This window comes from Janthinobacterium sp. GW821-FHT03A03, from assembly GCF_059421435.1.
In genome coordinates this window covers 324577-341420 of the sequence record NZ_JBWKUZ010000003.1, presented here as the reverse complement: position 1 = coordinate 341420, position 16844 = coordinate 324577, and the positions used below count along the sequence as shown (strand labels likewise).

The 16844-nt window shown below is 60.0% G+C and carries 10 protein-coding genes; 9 read left to right on the top strand and 1 reads right to left on the bottom strand.

What is annotated here, in order from left to right:
* Window positions 1-231 precede the first annotated feature (231 nt).
* Window positions 232-585 (bottom strand): hydroxyisourate hydrolase, encoded by a 354-nt coding sequence (gene uraH / locus AC07VI_RS10995; RefSeq protein WP_034785620.1) that lies wholly within the window; start codon window positions 583-585, stop codon window positions 232-234.
* A 120-nt stretch (window positions 586-705) separates the two neighbouring features.
* Here uraH and puuE point away from each other — a divergent pair, with 120 nt between their 5' ends.
* From puuE to AC07VI_RS10950, 9 genes are all read left to right on the top strand, one after another.
* Entirely contained in the window at window positions 706-1659 is a 954-nt protein-coding gene (gene puuE / locus AC07VI_RS10990; protein ID WP_086145090.1) for an allantoinase PuuE, read from the top strand.
* 109 nt (window positions 1660-1768) lie between these two features.
* On the top strand, window positions 1769-3235 hold the full coding sequence (gene xdhA, locus AC07VI_RS10985) for a xanthine dehydrogenase small subunit (RefSeq protein ID WP_492992598.1): 1467 nt from the start codon (window positions 1769-1771) through the stop codon (window positions 3233-3235).
* A gap of 10 nt (window positions 3236-3245) precedes the next feature.
* A complete protein-coding gene (xdhB, locus tag AC07VI_RS10980) occupies window positions 3246-5591 on the top strand; it encodes a xanthine dehydrogenase molybdopterin binding subunit (RefSeq protein WP_099374767.1) in 2346 nt (781 codons plus the stop codon).
* A gap of 9 nt (window positions 5592-5600) precedes the next feature.
* On the top strand, window positions 5601-6674 hold the full coding sequence (xdhC, locus tag AC07VI_RS10975) for a xanthine dehydrogenase accessory protein XdhC (RefSeq protein ID WP_492992600.1): 1074 nt from the start codon (window positions 5601-5603) through the stop codon (window positions 6672-6674).
* Between the two features lie 9 nt (window positions 6675-6683).
* Window positions 6684-7997: a guanine deaminase gene (gene guaD / locus AC07VI_RS10970; RefSeq protein WP_492992602.1), complete on the top strand. Its 1314-nt coding sequence runs from the start codon at window positions 6684-6686 to the stop codon at window positions 7995-7997.
* A 43-nt stretch (window positions 7998-8040) separates the two neighbouring features.
* Window positions 8041-9540 (top strand): adenosine deaminase family protein, encoded by a 1500-nt coding sequence (locus AC07VI_RS10965; RefSeq protein WP_099374765.1) that lies wholly within the window; start codon window positions 8041-8043, stop codon window positions 9538-9540.
* Between the two features lie 793 nt (window positions 9541-10333).
* Window positions 10334-13777 (top strand): TonB-dependent receptor, encoded by a 3444-nt coding sequence (locus AC07VI_RS10960; protein ID WP_086145096.1) that lies wholly within the window; start codon window positions 10334-10336, stop codon window positions 13775-13777.
* A 109-nt stretch (window positions 13778-13886) separates the two neighbouring features.
* On the top strand, window positions 13887-15596 hold the full coding sequence (locus AC07VI_RS10955) for a bifunctional metallophosphatase/5'-nucleotidase (protein ID WP_492992605.1): 1710 nt from the start codon (window positions 13887-13889) through the stop codon (window positions 15594-15596).
* Window positions 15597-15612: 16 nt separating this feature from the next.
* Entirely contained in the window at window positions 15613-16842 is a 1230-nt protein-coding gene (locus AC07VI_RS10950) for a phospholipase D-like domain-containing protein (protein WP_492992606.1), read from the top strand.
* The last annotated feature ends 2 nt before the right edge of the window (window positions 16843-16844 follow it).

Genomic DNA, 16844 nt, shown 5'->3' with positions numbered 1-16844 from the left:
TGTGAAAGTAGGTTATCGTCAGGCTTGTTATTCGAAAAAACCCCCATCGGTGATCCGGTGGGGGTTTTTTTACGTCCGCTGCTTTTAACGTTAGCCCCAAGCGAAGGCTGGGGTCAGACCCCCATGGGCGACAGCGCCAGCCTCTGAGTTTGCGGCATGGCGGGTCTGACCGGCTGTTCAGCAGACGAAAAAAAGGCAGCGCTGCGCGCTGCCTTTGTCATTGAACGTCGCTTAACTCCCGCGATAAGTCGAATACGACCACGGCGATACCACCAGCGGCACGTGGTAGTTCTCATCCGTATGCGCAATGCCGAAGGACAGCGTCACCAGATCGATGAAGCGGGGCGAGGGCAGTTCCACGCCTTGGGCGGCAAAATAGTCGCCTGCATTGAACACCAACTCATACTGGCCCGCTTTCATGCTGTCGCCTTCCAGCAAGGGAGAGCTGCAGCGCCCATCACTATTGGTCATATCCATCTTCAACAACACTTTTCCTTCCGGCGCGACCGAAAACAGGGCCACCTTGACGCCGGCTCCCGGCCGGCCGTGGGCGATATCGAGTACATGCGTGCTGAGTTTTCCCATTTGCTATCCTGTATATAGGGTGAGTGAATGTGCTTATCGTGCAAATCATATACCTGCGTCAGCGGCTGGCTATATGATTGGGCGTATAACCAACATTGTCTCCTATAGGCGAGCCACCGCATGAGCACTTATGAAAATTATCCGCGCGACTTGATCGGTTACGGCCGCACGCCACCGCATCCGCAATGGCCGGGCCAGGCCCGCATCGCCCTGCAATTCGTCCTCAATTACGAGGAAGGGGCGGAAAACAGCGTGCTGCATGGCGATGCCGCCTCGGAAACGTTTTTGTCGGAAATGATCGGTGCGGCCGCTTTTCCCGCGCGCCACCTGAGCATGGAGTCGATCTACGAATACGGCTCGCGTGCCGGATTATGGCGTTTGCTGCGCATGTTCGAGGAGCGGCGTTTGCCGCTGACCGTATTCGGCGTCTCGATGGCCCTGAAGCGCAATCCGGAAGCGGTGGCCGCGTTCCAGGAACTGGGGCATGAAATCGCCTGCCATGGCTTGCGCTGGATTTCCTATCAAAACATGGACGAAGCGACGGAGCGCGAACACATGCGCGTAGCCGTGCAGATCATCCGCGAATTGACGGGTTCCGCCCCGCAAGGCTGGTACACGGGGCGCGATTCGCCGAATACGCGCAGACTGGTGGTCGAGCATGGCGGCTTCCGCTACGACGCCGATTATTACGGAGATGACCTGCCATTCTGGGAAAAGGTGGCGTACACGGACGCGGCCGGCATGCCGGCCATGCAGCCGCAGCTGATCGTGCCTTACACCCTGGATACGAATGACATGCGCTTTGCCGCCATGCAGGGCTTTAATTCGGGCACGCAGTTTTTCGATTACTTGAAGGATGCCTTCGACGTGCTGTACGCGGAAGGCGATCCGAACGGCTTGAACCAGCCGAAGATGCTGTCCATCGGCCTGCATTGCCGCCTGGTGGGGCGCCCGGGCAGGGCGGCGGCACTGGCGCGCTTCCTCGACTATGTGCAGGGCCATGAGCAAGTGTGGATCACGCGCCGCATCGATATTGCCGAACACTGGCATGCGACGCATCCCTGCATTGCCTGAGAGTGCCTGAGAGATATTGATATTGGATGATAAGTAAAATCAGTCTTTGCATATAGTTGTCCCATATGCCGGTGTTAATCTCCTATACTGGGACTATACCGAGGCCAGCATGTCAGAACCGATCCGCTTTTACTACCGTGGTGCCGTACAGGAAGTACGCAATGCCGCCCCTACGCAGACTGTGTTGCAGCACCTGCGCGAGGATTTGCATTGCACGGGCACCAAAGAAGGTTGCGCCGAGGGCGACTGCGGCGCCTGCACGGTGGTCATCGGCAGCCTGATGGACGGCCAAGTCGAGATGAAGGCCGTCAACGCCTGCATCCAGCTCACGCCCACGCTCGATGGCAAGGCCCTGTTTTCCGTGGAAGACTTGCAGCAGCCCGATGGCGCCCTGCATCCGGTGCAGCAGGCGATGGTCGAATGCCACGGTTCCCAGTGCGGTTTTTGCACGCCCGGCTTCGTCATGTCGCTGTGGGGCATGTATCTGGAGAAAAACGGCGCCACGCCCACGCGCTGCGAAATCGACGATACGCTGTCGGGCAATCTGTGCCGCTGCACCGGTTACCGGCCCATCATCGACGCGGCCAGGCGCATGGGCGAATTGCCGCATGTCACGTTTGACCGCGATGCCCTGGCGCAGCAATTGCAGGCGCTGCAGCGCGGCAGCGCCACCACGTATGAACATGGCGGCCAGCATTTCCACGCGCCGCGCAACATCGAGGAACTGGTGGCGCTGCGCTCAGCAAAGCCACAGGCCTGCCTGCTGGCCGGCTCCACCGATATTGGCCTGTGGGTCACCAAGCAGCTGCGCGACCTGGGCGATATCATTTATCTGGGCAACGTGGCCGCGCTGAAAACCATCGGCATCGTTGACGGCAAGCTGCACATTGGCGCCGGCGCCAGCCTCAACGATGCCTACGCGGCGCTGTGCCGGCATTATCCGGACGAATTGTCGGAACTGTGGCAGCGCTTCGCTTCCTTGCCGATCCGCAACGCGGGTACCCTGGGCGGCAATGTCGCCAACGGTTCGCCCATCGGCGACTCGATGCCGTGGCTGATTGCGCTGGGCAGCGATATCGTGCTGCGCGGCCCTGCCGGCCAGCGAATCATGCCGCTGGAAAATTTTTATCTTGGCTATCAAAAGAAAGACTTGCAGCCCGGCGAATTCGTCGAAGCCGTGCGCGTGCCCTTGCCGCGTGCCGAGGTGCATTTCCGTACGTATAAACTGGCGAAACGCTTTGACCAGGATATCTCGGCCGTGTGCGCCGCGTTTGCCTTTGAACTCGATGGCGAGCGCATTGTTGACGCACGCATCGCCTTCGGCGGCATGGCGGCCACGCCGCAGCGGGCCGCGCAGACGGAAGCGTTTCTGCGTGGACAGGCGTGGACGGAAGACAATCTGCTCATCGCCATGCGCTTGCTGGCCGACGATTACGCGCCCCTGTCCGACATGCGCGCGTCGAACACCTACCGCATGACGACGGCGCAAAACCTGTTGCGCCGCTTCTGGCTGGAAACCCGTCCCGGTGCGCCATTGCCCCCTGCGGCCCTTAACGCCTACGCTTGCCGCGCCTGAAAGGAGCCGCATGAACCATCCTGCCACGCCCGAACTGCAAGCGGCCGCCTGGAGCGCCGTGGGCAAGCCCAGCCCCCATGAATCGGCGCAACTGCATGTGCTGGGGCAGGCCACCTACACGGACGATATCGCCGAATTGCTAGGCACCTTGCATGCGGCGCTGGGCTTGTCGCAAAAGCCGCACGCACGCATCACGGCCATGGATTTATCGGCCGTGCGCGCCGCTGCCGGTGTCGTCGCCGTCTACACGGCGCAAGACATTCCCGGCACCAATGATTGCGGTCCCATTATCCACGACGACCCCATCCTGGCTTTTGATCTGGTGCAATATGTAGGTCAGCCCATCTTTATTGTTGTGGCCGATACGCACGACCATGCGCGCCGCGCCGCCCGCCTGGCGCAAGTGTCGTATGACGAGTTGCCCGCGATCATGACGCCGCAGGCGGCCAAGGCGGCGCAATCGTATGTGCTGCCGCCCATGCAGCTGACGCGCGGCAACTACCAGGCCGCATTCGAGAAGGCGCCGCATGTGGTCAAGGGCCAGCTGTATGTGGGCGGTCAGGAACAGTTTTATCTGGAAGGACAGATTTCCTACGCCATCCCGAAGGAAGCGCAAGGCATGCTGGTGCTGTGTTCCACCCAGCATCCGAGCGAGATGCAGCACGTGGTGGCGCATGCGCTGGGCGTGCATTCGCACAACATTACCGTCGAATGCCGGCGCATGGGCGGCGGTTTCGGCGGCAAGGAATCGCAGTCGGCCCTGTGGGCGGCGGCGGCATCGATTGCGGCGGCTAAACTCAAGCGTCCCGTCAAACTGCGCGCCGACCGCGACGACGATATGCTGGTGACGGGCAAGCGCCACTGTTTTTACTATGAATACGAAGTGGGCTACGACGACGACGGTAAAATCCTTGCCGCCAGGGTTGACATGACCACGCGCGCAGGGTATTCGGCCGACTTGTCCGGTCCCGTCGCCACGCGCGCCGTCTGCCACTTCGACAACACCTACTATTTGTCCGACGTGGATATCCGCGCCGCCTGCGGCAAGACGAATACGCAGTCGAACACGGCTTTCCGGGGCTTCGGCGGGCCGCAGGGCGCCATCGCCATCGAGTACGTCATCGATGAGATCGCCCGCCATTTGCAACGCGACGCGCTCGATATCCGCCTGCTCAATTTCTATGGCCGCAACGATGCCGAGGGGCGCAATGTCACGCCGTATGGCCAGACCATCGTCGACAACGTGATCCATGAACTCGTTGCCGAACTGGAAGACAGCAGCGATTACCGGGCGCGGCGCCGCGCCATCGATGTCTTTAACGAGGCCAGTCCTGTCTTGAAGAAGGGCCTGGCGTTCACGCCCTTGAAATTTGGCATCGCCTTCAACGTCACGCATCTGAACCAGGCCGGCGCTCTCGTGCACGTGTACGTGGATGGCTCCGTGCTGGTCAACCATGGCGGCACGGAAATGGGGCAGGGCATCAATACCAAGGTCATGCAGGTGGTGGCGCACGAGCTGGGCCTGGACCTGGACAAGGTACGCGCCACGGCCACCGACACCGGCAAGGTGGCGAACACGTCGGCCACGGCAGCGTCTACCGGCGCCGACCTGAACGGCAAGGCGGCGCAGGATGCGGCGCGGCAGATCCGTGAACGCCTGGCCGATTACGCGGTCAAACTGTACAGCGGCGACGCTGTCAGTGTGCGCTTCGTCGACAACCATATCCACGTCAATGGCCATATGGTGCCGTTTGCCGAACTGGTGCAAAAGGCGTATCTGGCCAGGGTGCAACTGTGGTCGGACGGCTTCTATGCCACGCCCGGCCTGTCGTGGGATGCGAAGACGATGACGGGCCATCCGTTCTCCTACTACGCGTATGGCGCGGCCGTGGCCGAAGTGGTGGTCGACACCCTGACGGGCGAGTGGAAGTTGCTGCGCGCGGATGCCTTGTACGACGCAGGCCAGTCATTGAATCCCGCCATTGATCTGGGTCAAGTGGAAGGGGCGTTTATCCAGGGCATGGGCTGGCTGACGACGGAACAGCTGTGGTGGAATGCGGCGGGCAAGCTGATGACGCATGCGCCATCGACGTACAAGATTCCCGGCATCTCTGATTGCCCGGAAGATTTCCGTGTGAAACTGTTCCAGAACCGCAATGTGGAAGACAGCATCCACCGATCCAAGGCCGTCGGCGAGCCGCCGCTGTTGTTGCCGTTTTCCGTGTTCTTTGCCATCCGCGACGCCATTTCCAGCGTGGGAAATCATGCCGTGCAGCCGCCACTGAATGCGCCGGCTACCAGCGAGGAAATCCTCAAGGCGGTCATGGCCGTGCAAGCGGTTTGCGCCGGTGCCTAGGAGCAGATGATGAGCGACTGGCTAACGGCAAATGACACGCAAGCATCCGTGCTGGTGACGGTCGCCCTGGTCGAAGGTTCCGGGCCGCGCGAGGCGGGCGCGAAGATGCGCGTCAGCCTCGATGGCCAGGCCGACACCATCGGCGGCGGCCACCTGGAATTGCGCGCCGTGGAAATCGCCAAGACCATGCTGGCGACGGGAGACACGCATGCGCGGCTGGAGCGCTTTGCGCTCGGTCCCAGCCTGGGACAATGCTGCGGCGGCGTCGTCTATCTTGCCTTTGAACCCGTCGACGCCCGGCTGGCGGCAGTGCTGCACACCTTGCGCGAACGGCGCCAGCAAGACAGCTGGCGGGTGACGGCGCTCGACGGCGAACCCGTCTCGGTGCTGTTCGATGCGGCTGGCAGCCTGATTGCCGGGACGGCGGCGCAGGCGGCCGACACGTTTTCGCGCGAACGCGGTACGCATGTGGCGCAAGACGGTAGCGGCCGGCGCTGGATGGTCGACCCCTGCCTGGCGCCGCGCGCCCATCTGACCCTGTTCGGCGCCGGCCACGTGGGTGCCGCCATCGTGCGCGCGCTGGCCCACTTGCCCTGCAATATCACCTGGGTCGATGAACGCGAAGACATGTTTTCCGCAGCGTTGCCCGCGGGGTTGCCAGATAATGTGCGCATCGCCGCCACCGACATGCCCGAAGAATTTGTCGCCATGGCGCCGCCGGGCGGCAGTTTTCTCGTCATGACGCATAGCCATGCGCTGGATCAACGCTTGACGCAAGCCATCATGGAGCGCGACGATGCGGGCTGGTTCGGCTTGATCGGTTCGCAAACGAAACGCAAGCAGTTCGAGCACCGCCTGCAGGCGCGCGGCGTGCCGGACGAGCGCATTGCCGCCATGGTGTGCCCGATCGGCATGCCCGGCATCCGCAGCAAGGTGCCGGCCGTGATCGCCGCCTCCGTTGCCTGCCAATTGTTGATGGTGTGGGAGCAAGCCGCCAGCGCGGCCCTGGCCGCACCGCTGCGGCTGGTCTCGGCCAGCGCGCCACCGCGACGCAAGCAGCGCGCGGTCATTCATCCTTTATAGAAAGAAGTCATGCCGATTGTCCCTGCCACATTGCAAGCTTACCGTGCCAGCTTGCTGCACTTCCACGCCGATCCCGCCTTCACCGAAGAGGCGCACGCCTGGCATGCCGATGGCTTGCTGATCGTGGCCGACGGCAAGGTCGTGGCGGCAGGCGACTACGCGCAGCTGCTGGCGACTTTGCCGCCCGGCAGCGACATCGTCGATTACCGGGGCAAGCTGATCGTGCCCGGTTTTATCGACACGCATTTGCACTTTCCGCAGACGGAAATGATCGCCTCGCCCGCGCCCGGTTTGCTGCCGTGGCTGGAGACGTACACGTTTCCCACCGAACGCGCGTTTGAGAATCCCGGGCATGCGCGCGATGTCGCCGAGTTTTTCCTCGATGAACTGCTGCGTTGCGGCACCACGACGGCCATGGTGTATGGCAGCGTGCATCCGCAATCGGTCGATGCCTTCTTCGGCGCCAGCGAGGCGCGCGGTCTGCGCATGGTGGCGGGCAAGGTCATGATGGACCGCAATTGTCCCGCATTCCTGCGCGACACGGCCGAGTCGGGCGCGCGCGAAAGCGAAGAGCTGATACGCCGCTGGCACAAGCATGGCCGCTCGCTGTATGCGATCACGCCCCGTTTCGTGCCCACGTCGACGAACGAGCAGATGCACCTGGCGGGCGAGCTGGCGCGCGCTTATCCGGATACCTATTTGCAGACGCACGTGTCGGAAAACGAGGATGAGTGCCGCTGGGTGCGCGAACTGCACCCGCAGGCGCGCAGCTACCTCGACGTGTATGACCAGTACGGCATGCTGCGTCCGCGCGCCATGTTCGGCCATTGCGTCTGGCTCGATGAGCGCGACCGCGCGCGCATGGCCGAGACGGCGTCGGCGGCCGCCGTTTGTCCTACATCAAACCTGTTCCTGGGCAGCGGCCTGTTCGATTTCGAGCGGGCCGACGCGGCGCGCGTGCTGCTGTCGCTGGCGACGGACGTGGGCGGCGGCACCTCGTTCTCGATGTTGCAAACCATGAACGAAGCCTATAAAGTAGCACGCTTGAAAGGCAGCTACCTGCCCGCCTTGCGCATGTTTTACCTGGCGACCCTGGGCGCCGCGCGCGCCATGCAGCTGGACGGCATTCTGGGCAATTTCACGGCGGGCACGGAAGCGGACTTCATCGTGCTCGATAAAAAATCGACGCCGCTGCTGGCGCGCCGTACGGCCGCCTGCCAGAGCCTGGAGGAATTGCTGTTCGCCTTTGCGCTGCTCGGTGACGACCGCGCCGTGGCCGCCACCTATTCGGGCGGACAATGCGTGCATGTGCGGCAGGGCTGACCTACCCGTTGTTCAACACGAATTTTCCTGAGCGAGAATGCGAATGCAAATAAAACTCACTGGCCTGGCGCTTGCCGCCGCGCTGACACTGACCGGAACTGCGCATGCCGCCAAGGCCGCCAGCCCGTCTTCCAACGAAGCGGCCACCGCGCGCCATTTTGCCGCGTTGGTGTCGGGCGCGCAGCCCAAGACAGCCGAGTTGAGCCTGTTCTTTTCCATGATGCCCAAGGGCGGCGACCTGCATCACCATTATTCGGGCGCCATTTACGCCGAGCAATTCCTCGACTGGGTCGACAAGGAAAACTATTGCGTCAACAAGACAAGCTACCGCATCGAAAGCAGCAAGGACGTCGTGGCAGCCGAACGGGCCAAACCGGCCGGCCAGCGCAGCTGCCTGTCGTCCACGGAAGTGTTTGCCGACGCGGGCCTGTACGCGGAATTGCTGCAGCGCTGGTCGACCAAGGATTTCTACAACCACGGCGCCATCCAGACGCCACCCGATCGTACTTTCTTTGATACGTTTGGCTACTTCGGCCCCGTCGCCTCGACGAATACGGCTGATGGCCTGAAAACCCTGAAGCAGCGCGCCATCGCGGAAAACCTCAGCTACATCGAAACCATCTTCGAGTTGTCGCCGTTCGTGCAGAACGCGCAGTTCGACCAGCAGGTGCTGGCACCAGGCTTGCCGCCGGCCGCCTTGCAAGCCGTGCTGGCCAAGTGGACAGCCAGCCTGGAGCAGGACGCCAGCTTCCAGAAAAGCATCACCGCCTACAACGATAACGTGAACGCCAGCAGCGCCGGCATCGACGATGCGCACTTCACCATGCGCTACCAGGCCTATGTGCTGCGCTTCCTGTCGCCGTCGCAAGTGTTTTCGTCCATGGTGGCGGCGTTCAAGGCCGCCAGCCTGAATCCGCTGCTGGTGGGCGTGAATATCGTGGGCCAGGAAAGCGTGAATGTGTCGATGCGCGACTACAGCCTGCACATGGAAATGTTCAAGTTTCTCAAGACGAAATATCCGAACGTCAAGATCGCCCTGCACGCCGGTGAGCTGGCGCTGGGCATGGTGCCGCCCGAAGGCATGGCTTTCCATATCGCCGAAGCCGTCGACGTGGCTGGCGCCAACCGGATTGGCCATGGCATGGATATCGCGTACGAAAACAATGCGCTGGCGACCATGCAAAAGATGCGCGAACGTAATATTCCCGTGGAAGTAAATCTGACCAGCAATGATTACATCCTCGGTATCAAGGGCCAGGCCCATCCGATTACCCTGTACCGCAAGTATGGCGTGCCGTTCGTGATCTCCACCGACGATGCTGGCGTGTCGCGCAATACCTTGTCGAACGAATACGTGCTGTTTGCCAGCCAGTACAAGACCGATTATGCGGAAATCAAGAAATTGTCGTACAACAGCCTGCGTTATTCGTTTTTGGCCGAAGCGGATAAGCAACGTTTGCTGAAAGCACTCGATGCCCGTTTCGCCCGTTTTGAAGCGCAGATTGCCGCCGCCGAGCAGGGGAACAAGCGCATCAAACCGTAAGTTGCGCGACGTTCGCGACTGATACTCTCAAAACGGCCGGATCTTCCGGCCGTTTTCCATTCCCTCTCCCCAATCCCCATGCTGTTATTTTGTTAATTTTGTGGCGGCCATGCGACACAATTAACGGCAGATGCACGACTTTGTCCAATTTCATGGATGAATCAATTTCAAGTACATATTGCTCATTTATAATCTCGCGCCATAAGCCCGGACGCTGTCAGCACGATATCAATCCAGCTAGTTACTCCATGCTATTTATACTTAAAACATATAAATATGTAAAAAAAAACGTATTTGTCATCCATTTTTTGATGATGCATAGTGGGATGAATGTGATATTAAAAAGTCACAATTCATATGGCTGATAGCGTATGAAGATGGGTATTTGCAGTAAATAAAGGTGAGATGCAGAGTGAAACAAGCAGTCGCGCAACTAAATGACGACATTCCTCTGCATTTTGCCGCCGTGTCACAGTCTTGAAATATTTAACAATTACACTCGCGGCTTGCCATGTTAGCCGGGGCAGCATGTCGGGTGAATGACACAGGAGCTAGCGCCCTGGGTCGTACGGATCGGTCGCAGTTTTTTCCGCCGTTATTGTCTGAATAGAAAAAGCTGTGATGTGTGGAGCGGCGTTTTGTGATGGTCTTGTCAGGACCGCAGCCAGTCCCGCCGGCGTAACAGTTGCAGCATCGTAAAGAGGAAATGTTGTGTTTGTGTTGCTGTGCGGCGTAGCCGGACGGCAGGGCAATCCAGGATTTTCAAAAATAATAGTCTTTTCTGGGGTTAAAGATGATCAATCACAAGCGACTTCGGCTAACGCAAATCGCGTTAAGCCTGTCTATTGCACTGGCGGCGGCACCATCGTTCGCACAGAACACTACGTCTTCCATCGGCGGCCGTATCTCGGCCAATGACGGCAAGCCGGCAGCTGGTGCCACCGTTACCATCGTGCATACCGAATCGGGTTCCGTCAGCAATGTGACGACCGATGCGGAAGGCCGTTACGTCGCGCGCGGCTTGCGCGCCGGCGGTCCATACACCATTACCATTACCAAGAATGGTGAAGTGGAAAAACGCGAAGGCGTGTACGTACAGCTGGCGGAAACGGCCAACGTGGACGCCACCCTGGGCGCCCAGATGCAAACCGTGAACGTCACCGGCACGGGCGCACGCGCACAGATCTTTAACCGCAGCAATATGGGTGCGGGCACCAACATCGGTGCCAGCGAGTTGGCCATGCAGGCGTCGATCCAGCGCAATCTGCAAGATTACGCCCGTTCCGACCCGCGTGTTTCGCAAACCGACAAAGAGCGCGGCGAATTGTCCGTTGCCGGTCAGAACTCGCGCTACAACTCGATGACCATCGACGGCGTAGCCGTCAACGATACCTTCGGCCTGGAATCGAACGGCAGCCCGACTGCCAAGCAGCCGATCTCGATCGAAGCGATCCAGTCCGTGCAAGTGAACGTCGCCAACTATGACGTGACGCAAAAAGGTTACACGGGCGCCAACATCAATGCCGTGACCAAATCGGGTACCAACGAATTCAAAGGCAGCGCCTATTTCGTTTTCCGTAACGACAAGATGGCAGGTGACCGTTATGACAATACCACGGATACCTATAGCGCCCCGGAGCCATTCCGTGAAACGACCAAGGGTGTTACCGTAGGCGGCCCGCTGATCAAGGACAAGCTGTTCTTCTTCGCTAATAAAGAGCGTCTGGAAAGCACGCGCACTGCGCCATCGTTTGGCCCATTGGGCAGTGGAAAGACCAATGTCGGTATCAGCGATGCCGCGATTGCCGCTGCTCAGGCGATCGCCAAGAATAACTACGGTCTCGATATCGGCACCAACGCGATACCAGCGGGTACCCAGCTGCTGGTGAACGATACCCTGTTGAAACTGGACTGGAATATCAACGATAACCATCGTGCCATGGTCCGCTATTCGAAAACAGACCAATCCGAGCCGATGTTCCCGGGCGTGTCGTCGAATGGCCTGTCGCTCAATTCCTACTGGTATACCCAGAATAAAAAGATTGAAACAGTGGTTGGCCAATGGTTTGCAGACTGGACGCCGACTTTCTCGACCGAGTTCAAGGTTTCGTCGCGCGACTATGACAGCACGCCATCGAACAACTCGCGCCTGCCTGCAATCGGTCTGCAATTTAGCGGTGCCAATCCTGCCGGTAGCCCGGCTGGCGTACCGACCGATAACCGTTTCCTGAACTTTGGTACGGAAATGAGCCGTCAGCTGAATGTGCTGAAGACCAAGACCAAGGATGCCTATCTGGGCGCGAACTGGGCTTTGGGCGACCATGAAGTCAAATTCGGCGGCGATTACAGCAAGAACGACGTGTATAACCTGTTTGCGCAAAACATCAATGGTAACTACACCTTCAATTGCACGAACAGCTCGGCAACCTACAAGTATTCGTTCGGCAGTGTGACCTGCGGTGGCGCGACGGCTTCCTCCCCGGAAATCATCCAGCAAGCCATCCTGGAAAACTTCCGTATCGGCCGTCCCAGCTCTTATCAGGTACAGATTCCAGTAGCGGGCGCTAGCATTGATGGCGCTGCTGCCGATTTCAGCCTGAAAAATTATGGCTTGTTCCTGCAAGATGTCTGGACTGTCAACAAGCGCCTGACTCTCCAGTATGGCGTGCGCATGGACAAAGCCGCCATTGGCGAGCGTCCTACCCTTAATGCCGCCGCATCGGCGCCGATGGTGGCAGGCATTGCCACGGGTGGCCGCACTGGCTTGGGCGGTACAGCACAAACCGGCGGTTTTGGCCTGGACAATACCCAGACCATCGATGGCCAGACATTGGTACAGCCGCGCGTCGGCTTCAACTACACGTTTGACAGTGCTCGCCCGACGCAAATTCGTGGCGGTGCCGGCCTGTTCCAAGGTGCGGCGGCGACCGTGTGGATGTCGAATCCATTTGCAAACTCGGGCATGGCTACCCGTGTCGTCGGTTGCGGCGGCAGCTTCAAGCCTTGCTCAGTCAATGGTGGCCTGTTCACTCCCGATCCTGACAAGCAGCCAACCAATCTGGGCGATGCTGCCGCCAACGTCGATTTCCTGGCACCAAACTTGCGCCAACCATCGATCTGGAAAGCCAACCTGGCATTCGAGCACGAATTGCCATGGATGGGTCTGGTTTTCGGCGCCGAGTACCTGCGCACCAAGAACAAAGATGCGATTTACTACGAGCACCTGAACCTGGGTACGCCGACGGCAAAGGGCGCGGATGGACGTAATCTGTACTATTCGGCTAACGCTTACAATACGGCTTGCTGGACTGCCACCGGCTCGCTGAGCTCGTCGGCCAGTCCTGTTTGCTCGGGCGCCGTGTCCCGTGCCTTGAAAAATACGTCCTACAACAACGTGCTCGTTGCCAAGAAAACGGACAAGGGCGAGGGTAATCTGGTTACTCTCTCGCTGAGCCAGCCAATGACCAAAGGCCTCGGCTGGTCGGTTGCCTACACCTACACGGACGCAACGGAAGTGTCGCCACTGACGTCGTCGGTCTCGAACTCGAACTTCAATGCCCGCGGTATCTTCAATCCGAATGAAGAAGTGGCATCGAACTCGAGCTATCTGGTGAAAGACCGTTTCAATGCCATGATCAACTGGCAAAAACGTTTCTTCGGCACCTATAAAACAACTTTCGGTCTGTTCTATGAAGGTCGCAAGGGCAAGCCGTACAGCTGGACCGTCAACAATGACTTGAACGGTGATGGCGTGCAGGGTAACGACTTGATGTACATCCCGTCGAAACCAGGTTCGGGTGAAGTGGTCTTCCGTAACGACACTGCCACCAATCATGCGAACGAAGACCGTTTCTGGGCTTTCGTCAACAGCAATCCGGATTTGAAAAAATCCGCTGGTGGCGTGGTTTCCCGTAATGGCAGCTTCGCACCATGGACCAACAGCTTCGACATGCGCATCAGCCAGGAAGTGCCTGGTTTCTTCAAAGGCAACAAAGGCGTGTTCACGATGGACTTCTTCAACGTGGGTAACATGATCAACCGCAAGTGGGGCCGCATCAATGAAATCGGCTTCCAATCCGGTGGCGGTCAGGCACGCAGCTTTGTTGACTTCGCAGGTCTCGATGCTCAAGGCCGTTACATCTACCAAGTCCGCGACAAAGTGGAAAACTATGAAGTGCGTCAAAACAAAGGCGAGTCCCAATGGGCGATCCAGGCCACGGTCAAGTACGAGTTCTAATCTCGTAGCGGCCTCGTAGCTTGGCAAGTAAAAAACGGCTGGTGGCGACACCAGCCGTTTTTTTTATAGGCAAGATCGTTTAACCTTTCTCTTTTTACATATTGATCCCATGGCTCACTTCCTACGCACTCCGGTCGCCACTGCGGCCCTGATACTGACCCTGTCCGGCTGCAGCCATTTCGCTGCCGCACCACAGGCTGCACGCAGCGGCCCGATTGAAGTGAACCTGGTCGCCCTGAACGACTTCCACGGCAATCTCGACCGCAGCAAATTTACCTACACGAGCGTTGCCGATGCCGAGCGCAAGACGGTGCAGGCGGGCGGCATCGATACCTTGTCGGGCGCATTAAAGGCGTGGCGGCGCGAAGATGCGCAGCTGATTTTTGTCGGCAATGGCGACCTGGTCGGCGCCAGTCCCGCCATGTCGGCGCTGTGGGCGGACGAACCGAGCATCGTGGCCATGAACATGCTGGGCATGAAGGCCAGTTCCGTCGGCAACCACGAATTTGACCAGGGCAAGGCGGAATTGCTGCGCCAGCAGCGCGGCGGCTGCGCGTCGTCGCGCGCCGACAAGGCGTGCAAGTTCACGCCCGACTTCAAGGGCGCCAGCTATACGTATATGGCGGCCAATGTGATCGACACGCAGACGGGCAAGTCCTTGTTGCCCGCTTACCGCATCGAAGAGGCGCATGGCGTCAAGGTGGGCCTGATCGGCGCCGTGCTGAAAGATACCCCGTCCGTGGTGACGGCCGCCGGCATTGCCGGCCTGCAATTCGGCGATGAAGCGGACGCCATCAACGCCACCTTGCCGCAGCTGCGCGCGCAAGGCGTGGGCGTGTTCGTCGTGCTGCTGCACCAGGGCGGCGAGACAAAGGAGGCCGTCGACCAGCCCGATTGCAGCCACCTGAAAGGCGAAGTGGTCGACGTGGTCAAGCGCCTCGACCCGGCGATTCAACTGGTCATCAGCGGCCATTCGCACCAGGGCTATCTGTGCCGCGTCGATGGCCGGCTCGTGACGCAAGCACAGATGGGCGGACATATGTTGACGCGCATCAAGCTCAAGGTCGATCCCGTCAAGAATGCGCTGATCGATGCCAGCGCGCAAAATGTCGTCATGCTGCCAGGCATGTATGAGCCGGACCCGGCCGTGGCTTCTTACCTGGAATCGGTCAAGCAGCGCAGTGCGGCCGAATTGTCGCGTCCCGTGGCCGCCATCGCCGTGCCGAACGTGGGCCGCAGCACCAAGGGCAGCGGCGCTTCCGCGCTGGGCGACCTGGTGGCCGACAGCACCCTGTTCGGCGCGCGCGCCGCCGGCGCGCAAATCGGCCTGATGAATAATGGCGGCATCCGCAAGGACCTGGAAGCGGGCGCCGACCTGATGACGAACGTGGGCCAGAACCAGGCAGTTGTCCCGTTCGGCAATACGCTGATCGTCGTCAGCCTGTCCGGCGCGCAAATCCGCACCTTGCTCGAGCAGCAATGGCCGGGCGCCGAAGCGGAAGACAATAATCTGCTGCAAGTGTCCGAAGGTTTTACTTATCGCTGGGACAGCACGCGGCCCCAGGGCCAGCGCGTGCTGCCAGGCAGCATCATGCTCAATGGCAGCCCTATTGACGATAATCAACAATACAGAGTCGCCGCCAACAGTTTCCTCGCTGGCGGCGGCGATCGCTTTACCGTGCTGGCGGCCGGCACGCGTCGCCTGGACACGGGCGTGCGCGACATCGATGCCTTCAGCGACTACCTGATCGCCCGCGCGCGTGCCGGCAAGCCCGCTGGCAGCGCCACGGCGGCCGGCCGCATCGTGCGCGTCAAATAATCTACAAGGAATAACCATGCGTCGCTTATCTGTTTCCCTGCTCGTCACTACCCTGTTCGCGGGCACGGCCCACGCCGATTTCACGATACCCGGCTTTGAGCTGGTGCACACCTCGCCCGTGGAAACGAGCTTGACCAATCCCGATCTGCGCGAGCCTGTCGCTGTGTGGCGCGAGCTGTTCGATGGTGCAAAAAAAGAGATCGTCATCGCCCAGTTCTATGCCGTCAGCAAGCCGGGCACGGCCTTTGAAAAGGTGCTGGAGAGCCTGACGGCCGCCGGCCAGCGCGGCGTGAAAATCCGCTTCCTGCTGGACCAGAAGGGCGTGGGCCTGTCGGAAGCGGCGACCATCGCCCGCATCAAGGCGATTCCGAACCTGGACTTGCGCCTCATCGACTTCAATAAAATCACGGGCAACGGCATCGTGCACGCGAAGTACCTGGCCGTCGATGGCCAGGTTGCCTACATCGGCAGCCAGAATTTCGACTGGCGCTCGTTCGAGCACATCCATGAAACGGGTTTGAGAATCACCGAGCCTGTCATGGTCAGCCAGGTGCAGGCGATTTTCGAGCAGGATTGGCAAGCCCAGGCGCTGACGTCGCAAGGCAGCCGCGCCACAGTGCTCAACAGCAAGGTCGTGCCCGCCAATTACGCGCAAAACGCTTTCCTGCTGGCCAGCCCGAATGCGTACAACCCGGCCGGCGTGGGCGACTCGGAAACGGGCTTGCCCGCCTTGCTGGCGCAAGCGAAAAGCGAAGTGCGCATCCAGTTGCTCGACTACGCGCCCCTGTCGTATGGCCCGAACCGCACGCGGCCGTACTACGCCGTGATCGACAATGCCGTGCGCGCGGCCGCCCAGCGCGGCGTGAAGATCAAGCTGATGGTATCGAGCTGGAATACGGAAGCGCCCGCCATTGCTTACCTGAAAAGCCTGGCGCTCGTGCCAAACGTGGAAATCCGCATCGTGACGATTCCTGCCGCCTCGACGGGCTTCATTCCATTTGCGCGCGTGATCCACAGCAAGACCATGAGCATCGACGGCAAGCTGGCCTGGGTCGGCACGAGCAACTGGGCGGGCGGTTATTTCGACTTGTCGCGCAACCTGGAAGTGGTGCTGCGCAACGATGCGATGGCGCAACGCATCGCCGCGCTGCATGAGCAGACGTGGAGCTCGGCGTATGCGCAGCCGATCGACATCAACAAGCAATATCCGAAGCCGGCCAAGGCCGCGCCACAAGGCAAGGAGTGAGC

Coding starts and splice junctions, on each gene's coding strand:
- puuE (WP_086145090.1), top strand. CDS start 706: ATGAGCACTTATGAAAATTATCCGCGCGACTTGATCGGTTACGGCCGC.
- AC07VI_RS10955 (WP_492992605.1), top strand. CDS start 13,887: ATGGCTCACTTCCTACGCACTCCGGTCGCCACTGCGGCCCTGATACTG.
- AC07VI_RS10960 (WP_086145096.1), top strand. CDS start 10,334: ATGATCAATCACAAGCGACTTCGGCTAACGCAAATCGCGTTAAGCCTG.
- AC07VI_RS10965 (WP_099374765.1), top strand. CDS start 8,041: ATGCAAATAAAACTCACTGGCCTGGCGCTTGCCGCCGCGCTGACACTG.
- xdhC (WP_492992600.1), top strand. CDS start 5,601: ATGAGCGACTGGCTAACGGCAAATGACACGCAAGCATCCGTGCTGGTG.
- guaD (WP_492992602.1), top strand. CDS start 6,684: ATGCCGATTGTCCCTGCCACATTGCAAGCTTACCGTGCCAGCTTGCTG.
- xdhB (WP_099374767.1), top strand. CDS start 3,246: ATGAACCATCCTGCCACGCCCGAACTGCAAGCGGCCGCCTGGAGCGCC.
- uraH (WP_034785620.1), bottom strand. CDS start 585: ATGGGAAAACTCAGCACGCATGTACTCGATATCGCCCACGGCCGGCCG.
- xdhA (WP_492992598.1), top strand. CDS start 1,769: ATGTCAGAACCGATCCGCTTTTACTACCGTGGTGCCGTACAGGAAGTA.
- AC07VI_RS10950 (WP_492992606.1), top strand. CDS start 15,613: ATGCGTCGCTTATCTGTTTCCCTGCTCGTCACTACCCTGTTCGCGGGC.